Here is a 21,064-nt window from a genome sequence, read left to right as displayed (position 1 = left end):
TGCTTTTACCGGACAAGGCTCGGGCGTTTATGGTCAAATGTCCAATTTTCGATCAAAAACTGCATGGCGGCGGCATCGTCTCTTGCACCCAAATTCATTTTGTTATAAAGTGCATGAGCTTTCTCAACCTGTTCCATGTCAAGTTCAATGCCGAGCCCCGGCTTATCAGGGACTTGAACATGGCCGTCCTTAATGGCAAAAGGTTCCTTCGTCAAGTGCTGCCCGTCCTGCCATATCCAATGCGTATCGATTGCCGTTATCCGGCCCGGGGCGGCTGCTGCAACATGCGTAAACATCGCAAGAGAGATATCAAAATGATTATTCGAATGGGAGCCCCAGGTCAGCCCCCAATCGCGGCACATTTGAGCCACCCGCACAGAGCCTTGCATCGTCCAGAAATGCGGATCAGCGAGCGGAATATCCACGGCGTGCAATTGAATGGCGTGCCCCATTTGCCGCCAGTCGGTGGCGATCATGTTGGTAGCGGTCGGAAGACCTGTCGCGCGGCGGAATTCCGCCATGATTTCCCGCGCCGAATAGCCATCTTCTGCGCCGCACGGATCTTCGGCATATGCCAGTATGTCATGCTTGCCTTTGCAAAGCTCAATCGCTTCGGTGAGCGACCATGCCCCGTTCGGATCAAGGCTGATTCTCGCCTCTGGGAACCGTTTTGCCAAAGCGGTGACCGCCTCGATTTCTTTTTCTCCTTCGAGGACGCCGCCCTTTAGTTTAAAATCGCGAAATCCGTAGCGGTCATGCGCCGCTTCAGCGAGACGAACGATCGCTTCCGGTATCAGCGCTTCTTCGCGGCGGATGCGGAACCACTCGTCTTTTGCGTCTTGTTCGCTGATGTAAGGAAGCGTGGTCCGCCTCCTGTCGCCGATATAAAACAAGTACCCGAGCATCTTTACCTTGTCCCGCTGCTGTCCTTCGCCCAACAGCGCCGCAGCCGGCACGCCGAGAAACTTACCCAATAAATCGAGTAATGCCGCTTCCAGAGCCGTTACCGCATGGATCGTCGTCCGCAGGTCAAAGGTTTGCATTCCGCGGCCCTCTGCATCCAGATCGCCAAACCGGTTTTTGACTGACTGCAAAATCGACTGAAACGCACCGATCGATTGATCCATTACAAGCGGCTTCGCCTGTTCAAGCGTATGGCGGATTCTCTCACCGCCCGGCACCTCGCCGGCGCCGACCGCACCTGATGAATCCTTTAAAATGACAAGGTTTCGCGTGAAAAACGGGCCGTGTGCACCGCTTAAATTCAACAGCATGCTGTCTCGGCCTGCAACAGGGATGACTTTCATGCCGACAATCGTCGGAGCGGCGGTGCTTTTTTCTTCTTTTATCTGCTGAATGTGTGAATTCATTTTAACCCTCCTCTTATTGAAGCGCTTACATTCAGATTGTCAAAGATGCATCAGTTTTCGGTATTTCCTCCTTCAGCACGACCCGCTTGATCGGACCGACGAGAAATACATAGCTCAGCACGGCGGCAATCGCATTTGCGCCGACAAACACAAGCGCACCGTTAAACGATCCCGTACTGTCAACAATATAGCCGATGATAATGGGAGTGGTAATCGACGCGATATTTCCAAATGTATTGAAGATGCCTCCGCTTAAGCCCGCGCATTCCTTTGGGGAAGTATCCGAGACGACAGCCCATCCCAATGCGCCGAAGCCCTTTCCAAAGAATGCGAGCGACATGATGAAGACGACAAGCCATGCTGAATCGGCGTAATTGCAGACGATCATGCTGCATGACATCAACATGCCGAGGATAATCGGCGTTTTTCTCGCAGCCGTTAAAGAGAAACCTTTTTTCAAAAGGAAGTCGGAGAAAAGCCCGCCAAGCACGCCGCCTAAAAATCCGCATATTGCGGGCAGGGATGCGACGATTCCGGCTTCAAGGATCGACATGCCGCGCGCCTGAACGAGATAAACCGGAAACCATGTCAGAAAGAAGTAGGTCAAGGTGGTGATGCAATATTGGGCGATATAGACCCCGATCAGCATGCGGCTGCTTAGGAGCTGTTTGATGTAGGGCCATTGCGGTTTTCTGTCCTTCTTCTCTTTTTTTCCTTCATCCATCGAGACGAGTCCGCCGCCGTCTGCGATATAGGCGAGTTCCGCTTCGTTGATTCTTGGATGTTTCTTAGGTTCATAGACCGTTTTCAACCAGACAAAAGACATCACGATTCCTAAAACGCCCATGATCACGAAGACGGTATGCCAGCTGAAAGAATGGGCGAGCCATCCCATGACCGGAGAAAAAATGACCAGGGCAAAATACTGGGCCGAATTAAAGATCGCCGACGCCGTTCCCCGCTCGGAGCTTGGAAACCATGCGGCAACCATCCTGCCGTTTCCCGGAAAGGACGGCGCTTCCGACAGCCCGACGAGAAAGCGGAGAGCAAACAACAGGACGATGGCCGTTCCGGCGGCAAAAAATCCGAGCGTCCCCTGGAAAAGGGTAAATAATGACCAAAAGAAAATACTGGCGGCGATGACCATTTTTGAACCAAAGCGATCGAGCAGCCATCCCCCCGGGATTTGCCCGACTACATATGCCCAGCCAAACGCCGAGAAAACATATCCCATCGCAACAGAGCTTAAGCCAAGCTCATGCTGAACGGTATCGCCGACGATCGATAGGGTCGCGCGGTCAGCATAGTTAATCGCCGTAACGAAAAACAGCATGAACACGATAAACCAACGGACCGAGCTTTTTCTGCCTGCGGGATGATTTTTCTTCATAGCATCATCTCCTTTATTCATTTGTATTGAAACGAGGGGGAAGAAAGAGGCGACCAAGGCCCCTTTCGAACCGGATTACCGCTTGATAAAAACGGTTTTGACGGCTGTGAAAAATTCTTTGGCCGCCTCTCCTTGCTCCCGGGAATGAGAACTCGATTGTTTGAGGCCGCCGAACGGCGCCTGCAGTTCGACACCGGCGCTTTCCGCGTTTACCCGAATGAGCCCGGCTTCCATATCATTGATAAATGACAGCATATGACCGATGTTTTCCGTGAAAATCGAAGCGCTCAAGCCATACTCCACATCATTCGCGATCTTTATCGCTTCTTCAATCGTGTCCGCTTTGATTAACGCGATGACAGGTCCGAAGATTTCTTCCCGGGCAATCGTCATCTCTTGTGTCACTTGATCGAAGATGGCCGGACTGATATAGTAGCCGTTCTCATATTTTCCGTCGGTCAGCCTCTCTCCGCCAAAAATGAGCTCGGCCCCTTCCTGCTTTCCTTTTTCAATATAGGACAGGCAGTTGTCAAGCTGCTGTTTGCTCGCGATCGGTCCCATCCAGACGTCTTCTTTTAAGCTGTCGCCGATCGTGATGTCTTTCGTTCGCTGGATCAGTTTTTCTTTGAAACGGTCATACACCCCGCTTTGAACGATGACGCGGCTTGTTGCCGTGCATTTTTGGCCTGTTGAGCGAAACGCTCCGCTCACCGCCGCTTCCGCCGCGGCTTCCAGATCGGCGTCATTTGCTACGATAACCGGGTTTTTCCCTCCCATTTCAAGCTGGTATTTCGCCCCTCGCTCAAATGCGATGCGCCCGATGCTCTTTCCGGTTTGATTGGAGCCTGTAAAAGTAACGCCGCTAATCCCAGGGTGCTCCGCCAGCCTCCGTCCGACTTCAGAGCCCGGTCCTGTCACCGCATTGACGACCCCTGCAGGAAATCCGGCTTCCTCAAAGCACGATACGATCTTTAGGCATGTGACGGCCGTTTCGGTCGCCGGCTTGATGACGACCGTATTTCCATAAACGAGCGCAGGCGCCATTTTCCATATCGGAATCGCCACCGGAAAATTCCATGGGGCAATCACCCCTACGGCTCCGAGCGGTACCCTGTCGGTAAACATGAGCGCGTCTTTGTCAGTCGACGGGATCACGTCTCCCGTTTTGCGCATGCCTTCTCCTGCATAAAATTTCAGAATTGCGATTCCGCGGGCTGTCTCGCCTTTTGCTTCAGGCAGCGTTTTCCCCATTTCGCGCGTCGCGCATTCGGCAATTTCATCAAGGCGCCGCTCCATGATGTCTGCTGCTTTATATAAAAATCGGCCGCGCTCGGCTCCGGACAGCTTTCTCCATGCTGTTTTCGCTTCGTTTGCGGCTGCGACGGCCCGATCGACGTCTTCGCTCGAGGACTTTTGTACAAAACCGACGACATCCCGTGTGTCTGCGGGATTGACAACCTTTTCTACCGATCCTGATTCAGCTTTCACCCACTCCCCGTTGATAAAGTTCAAATACGTTTTGTGTTCTGTTGTAACGGGCATTCTGATTCCTCCTTTAATTTAGATGGCTGCCGTTTTTTTCGGATAGCGGTCCATCGCGTTCTTCAAGATGGTTTCGAGCTGGCGGCAATGGTCTTTTTCAACCGGCACAATCGGCGGTCTGGCAACGTTTTTCACATTATGCCCCATGATTTCCATGCCTGCTTTAATAAGGGAAACGGCATACCCCTTCCGCTGTTTGCGAATGTCATTGATCGGCAGGATCACATGTTTATACAGATCCTTCACAAGCTGTTTGTTCCCATTTAACAATGCCTCATAAAACATTCTCGAAATGTGGGGAATGTAGTTTGAAATCGCTGATGAATACGACGTAAAACCGATCGGAGCGTATGCAGGCATCGTTACTTCGGCCATCGGCATGCCGTTCAACAGGCCGATACGGTCTCCAAGCGTATAAGACAAACTGATGTTTAAATCCATATCCCCCGCCCCGTCCTTTAGACCGACAAGCTGCTCAAGCTCAGTCAGCCGCTCAACTTGCCCCAGCGTGAGGACGGCATGATCGCGCTGATAGATAATCGCATTTAAATCCGTGCTTTCGATGATCGTTTTCGTATACTGGTAAAGCCCCTCCTGTTCGCCTTTGATCAGGTAGGGAGGCAGGATCAGATATCCGTCCGCGCCTTTTTCAGCGGATAATTCCGCCCATTCGACCGCCGTGCTTAAGTTTCCGCCGACCCCGGTGTAGACAGGGACCTTCCCGCCGGCCGCTGAAACAGCGATTTCAACCATTTGTTCGTATTCCGCCCTGCTGAGCGATTGAAATTCACCGGACCCGCAAGCGATGAAAATCGCTTCCAGCCCTTCATCCAGCAAAAATTGAATGTTTTGAAACAGTGCTTCTTCCTCCAGCTTCCCTTGTCCATTGAAGGGCGCAACCGGAAAACCAAGTATTCCCTCCGGTGCCTTCCGAATTTGACTCATATCTGCAGTCCCCCTAAATTGCTTATTTGAATGATATAGAAAGCGCTGTCATTTCATTCAAAATGGAATGATGACCCCCTTTCAATATGTCTTTTTGTATAATTGTAAGACAAATAAACAAATTGTCAATATCTTTATTTTCGGATTTTTCAAAAAAGGCGAAAAAAATAGGCTGAAGACTGTGTCTTCAGCCTTGGGCCTCTGCCCCGGCTTCGCCGATCAATTTTTTTCTGTAAACAAACGAAGATAATGAAATGCTCAATTCATACAAAACCAACAGCGGGACGATCACCATCACGTCTGAAATAAAATCGGGCGGCGTAATCACGATCGATATGACGACCAAAGCGAAATAAGAAACCTTTCTCATTTTTGCAAGCCTTGCCGGATTGAGGATTCCGAGGCTCGTTAAAAACATCACGACAAGGGGCATTTCAAATAAAAACCCGAACGGAAGGGTCAGGTTGATCATAAAGCGAAAATAGTGCTCCGCCGTAAACATCGTTTGAAAATGGCCGGCTGAAAGGCCGATCAAAAATTGAAGGACGAGCGGAAACAGCACAAAATAGCCGAATAAGATGCCCAGAATAAAAAAGAAAAACAGCCCCGGAATATAGCATAAAGCCACCCTCCGCTCATTTCTGGTCAACGCCGGCGATACGAACCGCCAGGCTTGAAAAGCGGCTACGGGTATTGTCGCCGCAATCGCCAAAACACCCGATATCATCATATACACCCATATAATGTCTCCCGGGCCCAAGACGGCAAGCTTGGCGTCCAAATCCCTGATCAGCCAGTCATAAATATCCTGGACAAACAGAAAACCTGCAATGAGAAACAAAATAAACACGAGCAACGTTTTAATGATCCGCTGACGCAGTTCTTCAAGATGGTCAATTAAATGTGTTTCCCGGCTTTTCATCTGCAGCTGCCTCCCGCTTTCTTTAGCATGTTCGAATAAAGAAGCAGACGGGTTCACCCGCCCGCTTCCTTTATCCTGCCGTTTGGTCGCGCTTCTTTTTCACTTCAGTGTCAGCATCATTGTCATCAGAAGAAACCAAAGATTTCGTCGCGCTTTTGAATTCGGTTAACGTTTTGCCGAAAGCCCTCCCGATCTCAGGAAGCTTTGAAGGTCCGAAAATAATCAAAGCAATGACAAGGACCAAAATGAGACCGGGAATACCGATATTGGATAGCATCTGCCGTCATCCTTTCGCTGATTACTGGGTTACCTTTTTCTGCTTTTGCTTCATTTGTTTTTGGTGCGCTCTTGTATGCGCAATAAAGCGGTCCTCTTCGACTTCGTTCGATTTTTTTACGCCTCCCGGTACGATGTTGGAGGCTGTCCGCTTCAGGCCAGTGTGGTCTTTATGATAAACATACGAAGCCCTGGTCGAAATCGCGGCGCCCGGCTCTGACACATACGGAACAACCCTGTAGTCCGCCCGCCACTCCTCAGGGGTGACCGTGCAGCGCACATAGCCGCGGTAATCATTGAAAAATTTAATATGAGGATTATTCGATAAAATTTTATCCGTATCCGCCCGTTTATCGGCGCCGTTTCCTCCGGATGTAATCGATGTGCCGACGAACTCGACGCCAAAGATAGCCGATTTCGGATCGTCAAAATCGACGAGCAGATTGTTCGCCCAGCTTGCATGAACATCGCCGGTGAGGACGACAATGTTGTTCATGTTTTTCTCTTTGATAAAGTCAATGATCCGTTCGCGCTGGGCCGGGTAGCCGTCCCATGAATCCATGCTGTAAATCGGGGCCGAGCTCGTCCCAAAGTTCCAGCGTGCAAAGAAAATCTGCTGCGCCAGGACATTCCAGTGCGCTTCAGACCGGCCGAGATTGTCGAGCAGCCAAGCTTCTTGCTCTGCTCCAAGAAGCGTCCGCTTCGGATCGTTTGATTCGTCTGAAGGCGGCTTGTTTCCGTCGCCATTCGCCTGATCATCGCGGTACTGGCGGGTATCAAGAACATTGATATCGGCTAAATTGCCATAGGAAAAATGACGGTATAATTGCATGTCAGGACCGTTCGGCAGCGATTTGCGGCGGAGCGGCATGTGCTCGTAATAAGCCTGGTACGCGGCTGCCCTGCGTTTGATAAAGGCTTCAACAGACTGGCCTTTTTCTGGAATCGTATTCGCATAGTTGTTTTCGACTTCATGGTCATCCCATGTGACGACCCACGGGAAGGCGGCGTGTGCCGCTTTCAGATTCGCATCTGAACGGTATTGGGCATGGCGGTTGCGGTAATCGAGAAGCGAGGTGATCTCCGGACCGCTGTGAGTTCTGACGTTTCCGGTCTTTGACAGATACTCATTCAGACCGTATTCATAAATATAGTCACCGAGATGGAAAACGAGATCGAGCTTTTCTTTCGCCATGTGCTGATAAGCGGTATAGTAGCCGTGTTCGTACTGCTGGCAGGATGCGAAAGCAAAGGTGAGCTTCGAGACGTCCGCCCCTGGTGCAGGAAGGGTTTTCGTTTTCCCCACCGGACTGAGCTGATTGCCGCATTTGAAGCGGTAGTAATACACTTGGTTCGGCTTCAATCCGTCAACTTCGGCGTGAACGGAATGGGCGAGGTGCGGCGTTGCCTTCTCTTTCCCGCGTTTGACGATATGGCGGAAATGTTCATCCTTGGCGATCTCCCATTTCACAGTGACGGCTTCATTCGGCATGCCTCCCCCGTTTAGCGGATCCGGCGCCAATCTTGTCCACAAAACGACGCTGTCTGACAGCGGATCTCCCGATGCAACGCCAAGTGTGAAAGGATAATCCGAAAACTTCGGCGCCGCATTCACTTCCATCGTCCCCATCGATTGAGCAATCGCGAGCCCAAGCGAAAGCCCGGCAATTTTTCCGGCGCCCTGAATAAAACGGCGGCGGTCAAACGTATGATCTTTCAAGCTTTCCTCGTTCAGCTTTTTGATCCATTCCTCCAGCGGCCCTTCATGTGACATGTAGATACCCCTCTCTATTCAAATGTTTGATCGGGTTCTATTATAGGAGCCGTTTGTTAATAGACAGTAAAGTTTTGTAAAACAAAAAATACGGAGAAACTGGCGGCTTTACCAGGTTTTTGTCGGAATTTGTCACAATCGATTCCATTCGCCTACAAATTCGACAAAAGGCCAATCATTCCGTCAGAACTTTTCTCCTGTTTTTCTTCATATTTTCTTTAAATAATCAAAACAAACCGCCCTTGCTTCATGGTAAAATAAAGAAAGTTATGAATAGAAAGGAATGAATGATGCGCAGATAGCTGAATGGTCTTCTCATTGTCCTGAACAAAAGCCAAAGTTAAACTTTAGGAGGCAGACCATGGAACAAGCAAAGCTCGAAACTGAAAGATTGATAATAAGAAAGATGGAATTGCAAGATGCGGAGACCCTCTATCATTATTGGTCAGATCCGCTCGTGACGAAATTTATGAACATCACGCCTTTCACAAGCCCCGCCCAGGCGGAAGACATGATTCAACTGATCAACGGAATGAGCATTGAAGGCCGGGCAAACCGGTTTTCAATCGTTGTCAAAGAGACAAATGAAGTGATCGGAACATGCGGCTTTAATATGATCGACAAAGAAAACAGCAGGGCTGAAATCGGCTATGACCTGGGGAGAGCCCATTGGGGAAAAGGCTTTGCTGCTGAAGCCGTCAAAACTCTCGTTCTCCACGGCTTCCTCGACATGGAGCTGAACCGGATCGAAGCAAAAGTCGAACCGGAAAACAAAGACTCCATCAAACTCCTCGAGCGATTATCCTTTCAAAAGGAAGGACTTTTACGGGAATACGAGAAAGCAAAAGGCGTGTTCATCGATGTTTATATGTTCTCCCTGCTGAAAAGAGAGTTTCGTATATAAGAATGAAAAAAAGATTGATCTTCGTTTGGATCAATCTTTTTTCAGGTTGCTATATCCTTTTCCCCGCACCTTCATTCAGCCGCTTCGCTTCCAAAAATAAGACCTGAATGAACTTTTTCATGTTCACGCGGGTAGACGAAAGCGCGGGAGCTGCATCCTTTTGCAGCTCTTTCATTTTTTTGCTGATCACGGTGAAGTCGAAAAACCGCGATGCATAGCTTTCAAACTTCGGATTTGAGAAATCCGTCAATCCAAGGGATGCAAAATGGTTTAATGAATGGATGACCGCCCTTCGAATCCGCTGTTCAGACGCTTTGATCTCTCGGTTGATCTCAACGGGCGAAGCACCAGGACCGAGCTTTTGCTCCGCGACTTTGATGAAAATTTGCTTGAGCGGCGGAAAGTTTTTTTCATATAATGACATTTGCTCATTATCAAATAAATATTGAAGGATGGCGAGCAGGTCTTGGGAACCGTTTTCTCCGACAATGCCCAATTCAGAAAGAAGAAATTCGCCGGTCTCTTTAATGCTTTTTTCTTTCAGCACGTTCCTTCCGCCTCCGTTTACCCCCAGACGGCTTAAGGAAGACTGGATATCCTGTATCGACCTTTCCAAATTGATCCGCTCTCTCACTTTTTGAATGACGTTTAATATTTCGATGCGGTTGATCGGTTTATGGATATAATATTCGATCCCGAGAGAGTACGCTTCTGCGACCATTTCCTTTGATTCGACCTGGGAGATCATGATGATTTTCCCCGGGAAAGACCCTTGCAGATGACGGATCGTCTCGATTCCGTCACGGCCTGGCATTAAGAGATCGACTAATAAAATATCAATTTGTTTCAGGCGTAAAACGTGTCCCTCCAATTGACTGCCGTCCTCCGCTTCACCCGCCGCCTCTCCCAAATCTTCGTCTTCAATGATTTGTCTTAAAATCGAACGCACGGCGCGGTCATCGTCAACGATAAAAAAACGCATAAGGCCATTCACCCTTTCTGGATCAATTGTTGCGCGGGAAGCCTGATCGAAAACGCGACACCATGCGGTTGATTGCGGAACGCAATTTCGCCTCCAAGTTCTTCGACGGTTTCCTTTACATAGGAAAGGCCGATCCCTGTTGAAGGAGTGCCGAATTCATCATACTTAGAGGTGTATCCCGGTTCGAACACGACGTCCCCGATCTTCTCCGGGATGCCGGGGCCGCTGTCTTCCACTCCGAATTCTACCATGCCTTCTCCCGGATTCGAAAGATGGAGACGGACGGACCCCTTCTCTTGAATCGCTTCTACAGCGTTGGCCATCACATTGTTGAGCACAGACAGCACGAGATAGACGCGGTATTTCGGATGCTCGCCCTTGATTGAATATTGAAAGTCAATGTCCTTTCCGAGTGATTCGGCATACTTCCGGTTGATTCCAACCACAAGGCGGATCAAATCCTCCGCTTTCATATAGTCCCTGGAATTTTCGTTTGAAATCAATTTGGAAAGCCCGGCAAAAATGCGCTGACTATCCTTTTTGACCTCATGGATCTCGCCGGCCAGCTTCAACAGCTTCTGACTGAGCTCCTGCTCAGATGGAGCTTCAAGGCTCCGGTTATGCAAGCGGCGGTATAGCCGGTAGGACTCGCTCGTTATTTGCTCCGTGTTTTTCAACGTTTTTTTCAAATGAATCGTTTCCTCATATAAATTTGAGACGATCATAAGCATGCGTTCATTTTGTTCACGTACTTGTTTTTCCCTCGATTGGGTCTCATACAGTTTCATGACATTAAAAAAACTGAGCACGATAAAACTGTGGGAAAACGCAATCGCCATCATATCACGCAGCTTCTCCGGCGTAACCGTTGAGGCAAACATGACATACTGAACGGACATCTCTGCACAATCGGCGAAGATTTCGATGGCGAAGCCGAGCAGTCCGATGAAAAGCGGCCGGTATTGAAAAAACCGTTTGGCCTTGGCCATGTAAAAAAGGAAAGCGTACGTAAAGTAAAAGAAAAAAGTCGGAAAATGGCTGTAAAAAGCCGTCTCCAAACCGACGTGATCTTGAGTGAGAAGATCCAGCAGCATCCTGAATACGACCACCGCACCGCCTGTTAAAAACCCTGGCAAAACAGCCGACACATTTCTCATCAGCAGCAAAAAAAAGAAAAAAGTCGGAACGCCGAAACTGACCCGGAATATCTCATTCAAAGGATAAAACTTCAGCTCGCCGGCAAGCGGTACGGTGAAAAGCATCAGTGTTAAAATGTACCCGTCTTTTTTCGCAAGCCGTCCGAACTTTTTCATGGCCTTGTCCCAATTTTTCCTCAGCATGTTGATCCCCCGTTAAACAGCGTTGTTTTATTTTACATCGAACATGATCTTCATCCGCAACTCCTATTGTACCTACTATTCAGTTGATTTTTACATCCATCGGCTTATTTTTTCAGCACATTTGTCGTTTTTTGTATGATCTTGTAGGTTCTGATTTAAATTGAATTTATATTCTTACAATTTGAAAGCGCTTATAATTCTCAGATATTCTCTCTTCCCTAACCCCTATCCTCTGACAAAACAGACAGCCGCCATAAGCACTCGACTTTTCAGATTGGAGGAATTTCGATGAAAGAAATCTTGAAAGAACGTGATAACGCCCATTTCCGGCAAACCCGCCTTGACGATCTGGTCGAATATTACCGTCCCTTTTCCGCAGACGGCCGCAATGCCGAATATATCCCCGCTTTAGGAAAAATCGATGCAAAACAGCTCGGCATATGCGTGACAGGTTCTGATCAAACGGTGATGAAATCAGGCGACTGGGATGTCCCCTTCACATTGCAAAGCATCTCAAAGGTCATTAGTTTTATTGCCGCCTGCTTAACAAGAGGGATTCCTTACGTATTAGACCGTGTCGACGCAGAGCCCACGGGAGATGCATTTAATTCGATCATCCGCCTTGAAATGCATAAACCGGGAAAGCCGTTCAACCCGATGATCAACGCCGGGGCGCTGACCATCGCATCCATGCTGCCCGGGGATTCGGCCCGCGACAAAATCGAAACGCTTTACGCCCTCATTGAAAAAATGATCGGAAAACGTCCAGTCATCAATGAAGACGTGTTCCGTTCGGAATGGGAGACCGCACATCGAAACAGGGCGCTCGCCTATTACTTGAAGGAAACCGGCTTTTTGGAAGACGGTGTCGAAAAAACGCTCGAAGTGTACCTTAAGCAATGCGCCATGGAAGGAAATACAGAGGACATCGCCATGATCGGCATGATTCTCGCAAACGACGGATACCACCCTTTTAGCCATGAGCAAATCATACCAAAGAACGTCGCACGGCTGACCAAGGCGTTAATGCTGACGTGCGGGATGTACAATGCTTCCGGAAAATTCGCGGCCTTTGTCGGCGTTCCCGCCAAAAGCGGCGTATCCGGCGGAATCATGTGTGCGGTGCCGGCCAGCTTCAAAAGGAAAGAGCCCTTTCAGCATGGCTGCGGGATCGGCATCTACGGACCGGCAATTGACGAATACGGCAACAGCCTGACGGGCGGTATGCTTTTGAAACAATTGGCACAGGAGTGGGATCTGAGTATTTTTTGAAGATAATGAATCAAGAGGTGAGAACATGCAGGAAGCTCTTCAGTATGTCATTGGAATCATAAACGATTTTCTTTGGTCAAAACTATTAATCGTGCTGCTTCTGTCGGTAGGAGTGTACTTTACGTTCAGATTGAAATTTTTACAGGTTCGGATGCTGAAAGAGATGGTCCGCGTTATAAGGGAAGGCGCTGCAAACCGTTCCAAAAACGATATATCTCCTTTCCAGGCGTTCTGCATCAGCATGGCGGCCCGGGTAGGCACCGGAAATATTACGGGAATCGCGATTGCGATTGCACTAGGCGGCCCCGGAGCGATCTTCTGGATGTGGATCATCGCCATTATCGGCTCAGCTTCAAGCTTTGTCGAAAGCACGCTGGCCCAAATTTATAAAGTGAAAGATGTAAACGGCTTCCGCGGCGGCCCCGCCTACTACATGGAAAAAGGGCTGAAAAAACGCTGGATGGGCGCCCTGTTTGCGATTTTAATCACCCTGTCATTCGGGATCGTGTTCAACTCCGTTCAATCGAATACGATCAGCGTCGCGTTCAATAACGCATTTGGGACGGACCGTTTCATGCTCGGCGTCATTTTGATCGCTGTTTTCGGAACGATCATTTTCGGCGGCGTGAAGCGGATTGCGAAGCTGTCCGAATATATCGTCATGTTTTTAGCCGTTCTCTATATCGGAGTCGCTTTTTTCGTCATTTTGACCAACATTTCGCAGCTGCCCGAAGTTTTTGCACTGATCGTGAAAAATGCATTCGGATTTGAGCAGGCAGCGGGCGGAGCACTAGGCGCGGCACTGATGCACGGGATCAAACGCGGAATTTTCTCAAACGAAGCGGGAATGGGAAGCGCGCCAAATGCAGCCGCAACGGCAACGACAAGCCACCCCGTCAAACAGGGGCTGATCCAGGCGCTCGGCGTCTTAACAGACACATTGATTATTTGTACAAGCACCGCCTTGATCATTTTGTTCTCCGATGCCTATAAGCAGCCGGGACTGAGCGGAATCCCGCTGACGCAGGCCGCTCTAAGCGAACACATCGGACCATGGGCGTCAGGATTTCTTGCGATTTTAATACTGTTATTCGGTTTCTGCGCGCTGATTGGAAACTATTACTACGGAGAGACAAACATCGGTTTCTTAAACAAAAGCAAGGCAGTCTTATTGCTATATAGAATCGGCGTGCTTGGAATGGTGATCTTCGGCTGCGTTGCAAAAGTCCAGCTCGTCTGGGATATGGCTGACCTGTTCATGGGATTGATGGTCATCGTCAATTTAATTGCGATCTCCCTGTTATCGAAAAACGCCTTTGCTGCTTTACATGACTATGTGAAGCAAAGAAAAGCCGGAAAAGACCCTGTCTTTTATAAAGACGTATTGGAACAACATGACAACATCGATTGCTGGGATCTTTCCGAAGCCGCTCATGCTGTAAAAAAAGAACATGCCGGATAAAGTGAAGCCGCCTGAAAGGGCGGCTTTTGATTGATTTGCGGGATCAATTTCTGAACAACCTGCTGAAAAATCCCTTCTTTTTCCGCTTATCAGGCTGGGATTCCCGTTCTGTTAAAACTCCTTTTTTCTTGGCTTCCTTCAGCCACGCAGGAAATTCGTTGAGAAGCGACTCATACAGTTCATCATCTGAAATGCGTTCTATATCTTGAATATGCAAAAAATTGGCGTTGTCAACAACGCGGCCTTCCAGCGCATCAATCTTTTTCAGAAAATCAAAATTTCCGCCGCCGATTCCGACAAACTGCCAAAATAACGGTTTATCCGAGGACGCCTCGATAATGGGTTTTATCGTTTTTTTGCAGCCTCCGTCATTGATAAAAATGATAAAGGCAGGCTCTGCGCCGGGTTCTTCCGTCATGTATTTTTTCAAAACATCTTTCATGACCGGGGGTTCATCATTCCTTCCGAATTTATGAATCGAATCATTGTTGATAATCTCCCGGTCTACATACCCTGAAAAATCTTTTTCGGTAACCGGCGCCAAACGGGAAAATTCGTTATCATACACCCAAACATCAAGCACCCCGTCGTCATCAAACCGATCGGCGACAGCCAGCACCCTTTCAACCGTCTTCTGAACGGTTCCATTTTTATAAAGAGACCTCATTGATCCTGTAATATCCAAAACCAAGCCGACCCGCGCCGTAACTTTCGTTAGTTGTTTTTTCTCCAAAACGATGTTCAAGCTTTTCTTTTGCAGACTGATCGAGTTCATTTGCAAATCTCCTTTTTGTTTGTATAAAAAGCTGTTACGAATCCAACATATCGCAGGTTTCAATTGAGAAAAACCCTTCAGATTTCGATTATGATGGTAAGATATAGATCAATAGAGATTACATGCACGCAGAGAATTTTCCCCTTATTTCAATAACAACTGCTCAATCATTAGAAACGGGGTTTTGCACATGATCAAACGCAACCGTACACGACAGGCCTCGCTCGTGATCGCGGCCATGGCGGCGGGATTGGGTTCACGAAAAATAGCAAGGCTGCTTCCGGACTTTGTCAATGCCTGTTTAGGCGACGCTCTTTGGGCCCTGATGATTTTCTTCGGATTCGGTTTTTTATGTAAGACGGCGCGTACAAAAACTATCGCGTTCATGGCGCTGGTGTTCTGCTATTTAATAGAATTCAGCCAGCTGTATCATGCCGGGTGGATCGACCGGATTCGAGGCACCGCACTGGGCGGGCTTGTGCTCGGCTATGGATTTTTATGGACCGATTTATTGGCCTATTTGCTCGGAATTGGAACGGGCATCCTTTTCGACCGCGCGATGCACAAACGAAAAAAACAGCTGTAAAGCTGTTTTTGAGGAAAATATACGCACTTTTATTTTGTGACTTTCTGCTGTTTAAAACCCGCTGGACAAGTCCGATAATAAAAGAGGGTGGGTTCGATGCGTAAAGCGTGATGCAGGCCGTCATTTCCTGCAGCCGGCAGATGATTTCCTCCTGTTTTTTCGACATGTCCAGTGTCTCTATCCTTTTTGGCAGGAGGAACTACATCGTTTATCTCTTCCCTATAATCGTCTGCCGCATGCTTTACGGTTTGCCCATCTCTGTCGTTCTATGGACTTTTCCCCAATACTCCGAAGTAAAAAATGCCGCCCCGCACTTTCATCCAGCCTTCTTCATTTGATGCGTTTCAATTCATGATTTTCACTTATTCCATAAAAGAAAGCCCCGTTCGTACGCGGAGCTTTGAATAAAACCGTGAGAATCTATTGTTTAAGTGTGCTGTGCTTATAAGAATAACCGAAATAAACCGCCGTTCCGGCCAGCAGCCAAACAGAAAAATAGAGCCATGTTTTCATCGGCAAATTCGCGATCAGAAACAGGCAGAAGCCTATCGAAAGAATCGGAAGCAGCGGCACGAACGGAACTTTAAATCCTCGCGGCAGGTTTTTTTCGGTTTTGCGCAATATGATTACGGACAGGCTCACCATCAAAAAGGTGAGCAGTGCGCCCATATTGGCTAAATCAGACAGGTTTTTCAAATCGACAAACCCGGCGATGAACGCTGTTAACATCCCGGTGATCCATGTATTCCATACCGGTGCCCCCGATTTTTTCCCCGCTATTGAAAAAACTTTCGGCAGCAGCCCGTCTCTGCTCATGGCAAACGAGATTCTCGTCGCCGCAAAGGTATTCGCAAAAATCACCGCCATCAGCCCGATTACCGCACCGACCGAAATGATTTCCGCCACCGCGTTTTGATTGACTACCTGTAAAACGTAAGACATGGCCTCAGGGACGTTCAGCTGGCTGTACGGAACCATGCCCGTCATCACAAGACAGACGAGGATATAAATCATCGTACAGATCACTAAAGATCCTATAATGCCGATCGGCAAATTGCGCTGCGGGTTTTTTACATCCTCGGCTGAAGCAGAAATGGCATCAAACCCCAAATATGCGAAAAACACCGCCGCCGCTCCGGTAATGACGCCCTCTGCACCGAACGGCATAAAAGGCTGCCAGTTTTCAGGCTTCACGTAAAAACTGCCGGCAATAATAAAGAGCGCGACGATTAATATTTTTACGATCACCATTGCATTGTTAAACTTTTTGCTTTCTTTCGTTCCCTGTGACAAGATCCATGTGATGACGAAGGTAATCAAGATAGCGGGAAGATTCATGATTCCGCCGTGTTCGGGCGTGGTCAGCAGCTGTTTCGGAATGGACAGTCCAAACCCTTCGAGCAAGTTGTTAAAATAGCTGGACCACCCGCTTGCAACCGCAGACGAGGTGACCATATATACCGACAGCAGCGTCCAGCCCATCAGGTGGCCGACGATTTCTCCCATGGTTGTATAGGAGTAAATATAAGCGCTTCCATATACAGGGAGTGCGGACGATATTTCTGCATAGCAGAGAGCAGCCAGACTGCAGGCAACAGCAGCAAGGATAAACGAAAAAATAACAGCCGGTCCGGCGTCCTGTGCCGCCGTTATCCCGGTCAGCACCATAACCCCCGTTCCGATAACGGCGCCGATTCCCATCAATGTTAAATCAAACGCTCCCATGGATGGGTTGTGTTTCCGCTTTTGATGTTGTGCTAAAAGTTGTGCTACATCTTTTTTCTGAAATAAGTTTCGCAAAAGCCTTTCCTCCAAATACAAAGCCGGAAAAATACAGATTTCCTTAACTCTGATTGTTTTGCGTATCAAATGTTGTCATTTCAAGCTTTATGATGCGTGGATATGCTATGTATTCCAATATACACCCCGTTCCATCAGCTTCGTACAAAACAAAATCCCCTAAAAAATGGACAGTATTTATAGTAAATGAAAAAGGCCGCAATGTAAAATAATGTCCTTTCTCACAATACGAAAAGCGCCCGGCAGGCACCGTGCGCTTTACAAAGAGCATATCGCGGCTGAAAGCCGCTTTTTACTGTCGGTAAGGGTATTTATCGTTATGCAGCATATAATATTCCAGCACGCGTTCCAGCCATTCTTCCTCTTCCTTTGTATAAGGCGAAGGAATTTGATTCACAAACTCCTCTGTTTCAGCTGTATCGACGCTGCCGAAGGCCGCCAGAACATCCTCGCCGACAAACTGAAGGCTCATCTTCATATGCCGATTTGCCATCTCTTGCACCTCGGGATCGTCAACGGGTTTTCCCGCCAGTCTTTTGACTTGTTTGGCCAATTGAATAAAGGATTTATCCAATGATGCCATTTCTTCTTCAGGTTTGTTGAACAACCGGTCGGCGGCTCCTTCCGGCATATTCCGCTCAAGCCATTCGCGCTGATCTTTCTCTGTTTGGATGATGTTGATCAGGCTCATGAAAATAGCCCCGTCTATTTCTTTTTCTTCCTCCAGAAGACCGATCATCCGGCTGATTGCTTTCAATACGGTTTCAATATGCTCCTTTTTTCCTTCAAGCTCTTTCTTTTGATTGCGCAATGTTTCAATCAGACTGACGTCAAAGCTGGAATCGTTCATGAGCCGCGCAATTTGCTCAAGGCTGTACCCCAAAAATTTAAAACACGTGATCTTATGCAGCGTCATTTCATCCTGATCCGTGTAAAGGCGGTGTCCTGAGCTAGGGTGCTTCTCAGGCTTGAGCAGCCCGATTTCATCATATTAGTGCAGCGTCCTGATCGATGTGCCGGTTTTCTCGGAGAAAACCCCGATTGTATAATATTGATCTTTTTCCATCTTTGTCATCCCCCTCATCGACGATCATAACGCCTCACGTTACCGGAGGTGCAAGTTTTATTTATTTGAAGAATTGCACGAATGATGGACCCATCGGGATGCTTCATCGTTATGTTTTTCCCGTCGGTACTTCCCGAATGTCGCGAATGATCTCAGAACCGCCGTTCTACGAACTATTTCTTAAACTCCTCTACAGAATCGACTATCAAGGTTGCTTTTGTTTCCAAAGAAAGGCTCTAAGGCTTTTTGCGTTGCTGCCAAAACAATAAAGCGGCCGACTGCAGCGGTTTCCAAGCCCGCTTCGCGATATTGAAACCTCTGTTCAGCTTGAGAGCCTGACAGCTTTTCATAAAATGAGATAAGGCGGGTATATGCCTTTATGACTTGCAAGAACACGAACCCTTTCGTTCATCTGTTTTTATGATAACACTAAAGCGATGACGAATTTACGATTCCCGCTCTATGATGTTTTCCAATTCCCTCTTCACATTCGCTGCCCCAGGGCCGATAACAATCTGGATATCATGCCTTCCGATCTTGATGACGCCGTGTGCTCCGGATTGCTTTAATTTGGTTTCTTCAGCAAGTGAGGTATCGGTTAATTTCATCCTCAGCCGCGTCATGCAGTTGTCGCATGCGATCACGTTTTCTCTTCCCCCGATATGCTGGAGAATGTTTGCTGCGATCGTTTCATAGCCTGAATGCTTTGTACCCGGTTCGCTTTTTGCCGGAGCTTCGGCATCCTGTTCCCTGCCGATGACTGGAACGTTTCGCTTTGTAATGACGAGATAAAAGGTGACGTAATAGAGGACAAAGAATGCGAGGCCGACCGGAATCAACAATAGACCCCGATCAGATAAATTCAGATTCAGCACATAGTCGATTGCTCCCGCTCCCCACGAAAAGCCGTGCCGAATGCCGAGCAAGTACAGCACCATTCCGGCAAGACCCGTGTATACAGAATGGAGGAAATACAATAGGGGCGAGGTAAACAAAAACGTAAATTCAATCGGCTCGGTAATGCCGGTAATCAACGATGTGGCCGCTCCGGAGGACATCAGCGCCTTCGTTTCTTTCTTCTTCGTTCTGGCGGCCCGTGTGATGGCTAAGGCAATCGCCGGAATGCCAAACATCATCGTGACGTAAAATCCGCCGAGAAAATACCCGGCTGCCGGATCGCCATTCAGAAACCGCGTAATTTCGCCTGTCACCGTTTCCCCTGAAGCCGTTTCAAAACGTCCGAGGCCAAAATAAACATACGTATTCATGACATGATGAAGGCCGAACGGCAGCAAAAACCGGTTGAAAAAACCGAAGACAAATATCCCGAAAGCCCCCAGCCCGACAAGCATTTGACTAAAAGCATCGATTCCCGCCTGCGCATAAGGCCATACGACGGAGAACAAACCCGCGATCGGGATCATCACCAAAATGATCATTGTAATCGGAAACTTTTCACCGCCAAAAAAAGCGAACATGCTTGGCAGCCGTGTTTGATGAAATCGATTATAGATGAACGCAGCCACAAGCCCCGCAACTACCCCGCCGAACACGCTCATATCAAGGTTCTGATTCAGGATGCCGAGCCCTTCCTGCAAGACGGAAACCGCCAAAAATCCCGTCAAGGCGGGAATGCCCTTATCCTTTGTATTGGCAAGCCCCATGGCAATGCCGATCGCTATCAAGATGTCCATATTGTTCAAGATGACGCCCGACGCCTGAAAAAGCGGAATGTCGAGCATGTCTTCAGCAGACAGCCGAAGCAGAAGTCCCGCAGCCGGAAGGGCAGCTATCGGAATGAGCATCGATTTGCCGAGCTTTTGAAGAAAATGTTTCATCTCCTCTCCCCCTCTTATAGATCCCTGAATGTTGACAGGCGTACGTCCGGCAGCGACTTCACCCGCCCTACGGTCTCTCGGTCGATCAAAAACTCCAGCTCATCGGCCCGCGGATAAGTAAACGAGGAATTCGCCAAAAGCGCTTTATCAAGGTAAGCCGGATGCGTCATGACCTCTATCGATTCACAGTCATTGAAAAGCCGGCTGACGGCTTGTTTGTCCTGTAAAGCGGTATCGAGAACGGGTTCGAAACGGTCCGTCGTTTTGATCTGTTCCAATGCCGCATGCTCCATGTTATTTCTGACAGGCAGCCCGTATTCTTTCGCCAATTTTAAAAACACTTCCGTTATACCGGCATAGGAGTTGATATGATGATGACTGTCCATATGAGTCGGCTTAAGGCCTAATTCATACACTGTTTCGATTTGCGCTTTCCACTCGGCATACACTTCTTCCAAATCGACAGTGAACGCTCCCTGATAAAAAGAAAGCCGCCGAAAATCCCCCTTCACATCAACGATTGTCCGATGGCCAGGCAAAATCGGCCTTCCGCATGTCAACACCAGATGTACGCCGACTCCCAAGCCCGGACACGCTTCGGCAAGCCCGGCTGCATGTTCGGCTCCCGGCATATTGGCCATTAAGGTCGCCGAAGTTAAAATCCCCAGGTTGTGGGCATCGATAATCCCATAATTGACGCCTCTTGAATAACCAAAATCGTCAGCATTAATGATTAATTTTTTCACCGTGATGTCCCCTTTGCGATGTTTTGGTGTCCTTATCAAAATATGCCGGGTCCGGCACTTTTAGCATGTTGCAG

The 21,064-nt window shown here is 48.4% G+C and carries 18 protein-coding genes and 1 pseudogene; 4 read left to right on the top strand and 15 right to left on the bottom strand.

The window, feature by feature from the left end; genetic code table 11:
• Positions 1-5: 5 nt before the first annotated feature.
• The 7 genes from gudD to MHB78_RS02005 form a co-directional block, all read right to left on the bottom strand.
• A complete protein-coding gene (gudD, locus tag MHB78_RS02035) occupies positions 6-1,370 on the bottom strand; it encodes a glucarate dehydratase (protein WP_046129051.1) in 1,365 nt (454 codons plus the stop codon).
• A 31-nt stretch (positions 1,371-1,401) separates the two neighbouring features.
• Complete coding sequence (locus MHB78_RS02030) at positions 1,402-2,760, bottom strand: MFS transporter (RefSeq protein WP_046129052.1); 1,359 nt, start codon at positions 2,758-2,760, stop codon at positions 1,402-1,404.
• 75 nt (positions 2,761-2,835) lie between these two features.
• On the bottom strand, positions 2,836-4,302 hold the full coding sequence (gene gucD, locus MHB78_RS02025) for an alpha-ketoglutaric semialdehyde dehydrogenase GucD (protein ID WP_046129053.1): 1,467 nt from the start codon (positions 4,300-4,302) through the stop codon (positions 2,836-2,838).
• Positions 4,303-4,320: 18 nt separating this feature from the next.
• On the bottom strand, positions 4,321-5,247 hold the full coding sequence (gene kdgD / locus MHB78_RS02020; protein WP_046129054.1) for a 5-dehydro-4-deoxyglucarate dehydratase: 927 nt from the start codon (positions 5,245-5,247) through the stop codon (positions 4,321-4,323).
• Between the two features lie 187 nt (positions 5,248-5,434).
• On the bottom strand, positions 5,435-6,169 hold the full coding sequence (gene tatC, locus MHB78_RS02015) for a twin-arginine translocase subunit TatC (RefSeq protein ID WP_046129118.1): 735 nt from the start codon (positions 6,167-6,169) through the stop codon (positions 5,435-5,437).
• A gap of 70 nt (positions 6,170-6,239) precedes the next feature.
• A complete protein-coding gene (locus tag MHB78_RS02010; RefSeq protein WP_046129055.1) occupies positions 6,240-6,446 on the bottom strand; it encodes a twin-arginine translocase TatA/TatE family subunit in 207 nt (68 codons plus the stop codon).
• Between the two features lie 21 nt (positions 6,447-6,467).
• Complete coding sequence (locus MHB78_RS02005; protein ID WP_046129056.1) at positions 6,468-8,219, bottom strand: alkaline phosphatase; 1,752 nt, start codon at positions 8,217-8,219, stop codon at positions 6,468-6,470.
• A 361-nt stretch (positions 8,220-8,580) separates the two neighbouring features.
• Between MHB78_RS02005 and MHB78_RS02000 the strand changes: the two genes are divergently transcribed.
• Entirely contained in the window at positions 8,581-9,123 is a 543-nt protein-coding gene (locus tag MHB78_RS02000; RefSeq protein WP_046129057.1) for a GNAT family protein, read from the top strand.
• 49 nt (positions 9,124-9,172) lie between these two features.
• On the opposite strand, the gene MHB78_RS01995 is transcribed toward MHB78_RS02000, so the two are convergent.
• The gene (locus MHB78_RS01995) at positions 9,173-10,105 is read right to left on the bottom strand and encodes a DNA-binding domain-containing protein (protein ID WP_046129058.1); all 933 of its coding nucleotides are present in this window, start codon (positions 10,103-10,105) and stop codon (positions 9,173-9,175) included.
• An 8-nt stretch (positions 10,106-10,113) separates the two neighbouring features.
• The gene (locus tag MHB78_RS01990) at positions 10,114-11,445 is read right to left on the bottom strand and encodes a sensor histidine kinase (RefSeq protein WP_046129059.1); all 1,332 of its coding nucleotides are present in this window, start codon (positions 11,443-11,445) and stop codon (positions 10,114-10,116) included.
• 288 nt (positions 11,446-11,733) lie between these two features.
• Between MHB78_RS01990 and MHB78_RS01985 the strand changes: the two genes are divergently transcribed.
• Both MHB78_RS01985 and MHB78_RS01980 read left to right on the top strand, forming a co-directional pair.
• Positions 11,734-12,717, top strand: coding sequence for a glutaminase (locus MHB78_RS01985; RefSeq protein ID WP_046129060.1), 984 nt, complete (start codon positions 11,734-11,736; stop codon positions 12,715-12,717).
• A gap of 25 nt (positions 12,718-12,742) precedes the next feature.
• Entirely contained in the window at positions 12,743-14,179 is a 1,437-nt protein-coding gene (locus MHB78_RS01980) for an alanine/glycine:cation symporter family protein (protein WP_046129061.1), read from the top strand.
• Between the two features lie 43 nt (positions 14,180-14,222).
• Here the strand turns inward: MHB78_RS01980 and MHB78_RS01975 are convergent, their stop codons facing one another.
• Positions 14,223-14,954, bottom strand: a complete 732-nt coding sequence (locus MHB78_RS01975) for a VWA domain-containing protein (RefSeq protein WP_046129062.1) — start codon at positions 14,952-14,954, stop codon at positions 14,223-14,225.
• Positions 14,955-15,144: 190 nt separating this feature from the next.
• On the opposite strand from MHB78_RS01975, the gene MHB78_RS01970 reads away from it, so the two are divergent.
• Positions 15,145-15,540, top strand: a complete 396-nt coding sequence (locus MHB78_RS01970) for a DUF2809 domain-containing protein (RefSeq protein ID WP_046129063.1) — start codon at positions 15,145-15,147, stop codon at positions 15,538-15,540.
• Positions 15,541-15,960: 420 nt separating this feature from the next.
• Here MHB78_RS01970 and MHB78_RS01965 read toward each other — a convergent pair whose 3' ends face one another.
• From MHB78_RS01965 to MHB78_RS01945, 5 genes and pseudogenes are all read right to left on the bottom strand, one after another.
• On the bottom strand, positions 15,961-17,340 hold the full coding sequence (locus tag MHB78_RS01965; RefSeq protein ID WP_046129064.1) for an amino acid permease: 1,380 nt from the start codon (positions 17,338-17,340) through the stop codon (positions 15,961-15,963).
• A gap of 292 nt (positions 17,341-17,632) precedes the next feature.
• Positions 17,633-18,406: pseudogene (locus MHB78_RS01960) on the bottom strand (MerR family transcriptional regulator).
• 180 nt (positions 18,407-18,586) lie between these two features.
• The gene (locus MHB78_RS01955) at positions 18,587-18,796 is read right to left on the bottom strand and encodes a hypothetical protein (RefSeq protein WP_052948480.1); all 210 of its coding nucleotides are present in this window, start codon (positions 18,794-18,796) and stop codon (positions 18,587-18,589) included.
• A gap of 56 nt (positions 18,797-18,852) precedes the next feature.
• Positions 18,853-20,244: a PTS transporter subunit EIIC gene (locus tag MHB78_RS01950; protein WP_046129065.1), complete on the bottom strand. Its 1,392-nt coding sequence runs from the start codon at positions 20,242-20,244 to the stop codon at positions 18,853-18,855.
• A gap of 14 nt (positions 20,245-20,258) precedes the next feature.
• Complete coding sequence (locus MHB78_RS01945) at positions 20,259-20,990, bottom strand: carbohydrate deacetylase (RefSeq protein WP_046129066.1); 732 nt, start codon at positions 20,988-20,990, stop codon at positions 20,259-20,261.
• Between the last annotated feature and the right edge of the window lie 74 nt (positions 20,991-21,064).

This window comes from Bacillus sp. FSL K6-0138, from assembly GCF_037982765.1.
GTDB classification, from domain to species: domain Bacteria; phylum Bacillota; class Bacilli; order Bacillales; family Bacillaceae; genus Bacillus; species Bacillus glycinifermentans.
Note: the sequence above shows the minus strand (reverse complement) of the source record. Positions and strands in the feature narration are given on the sequence as shown.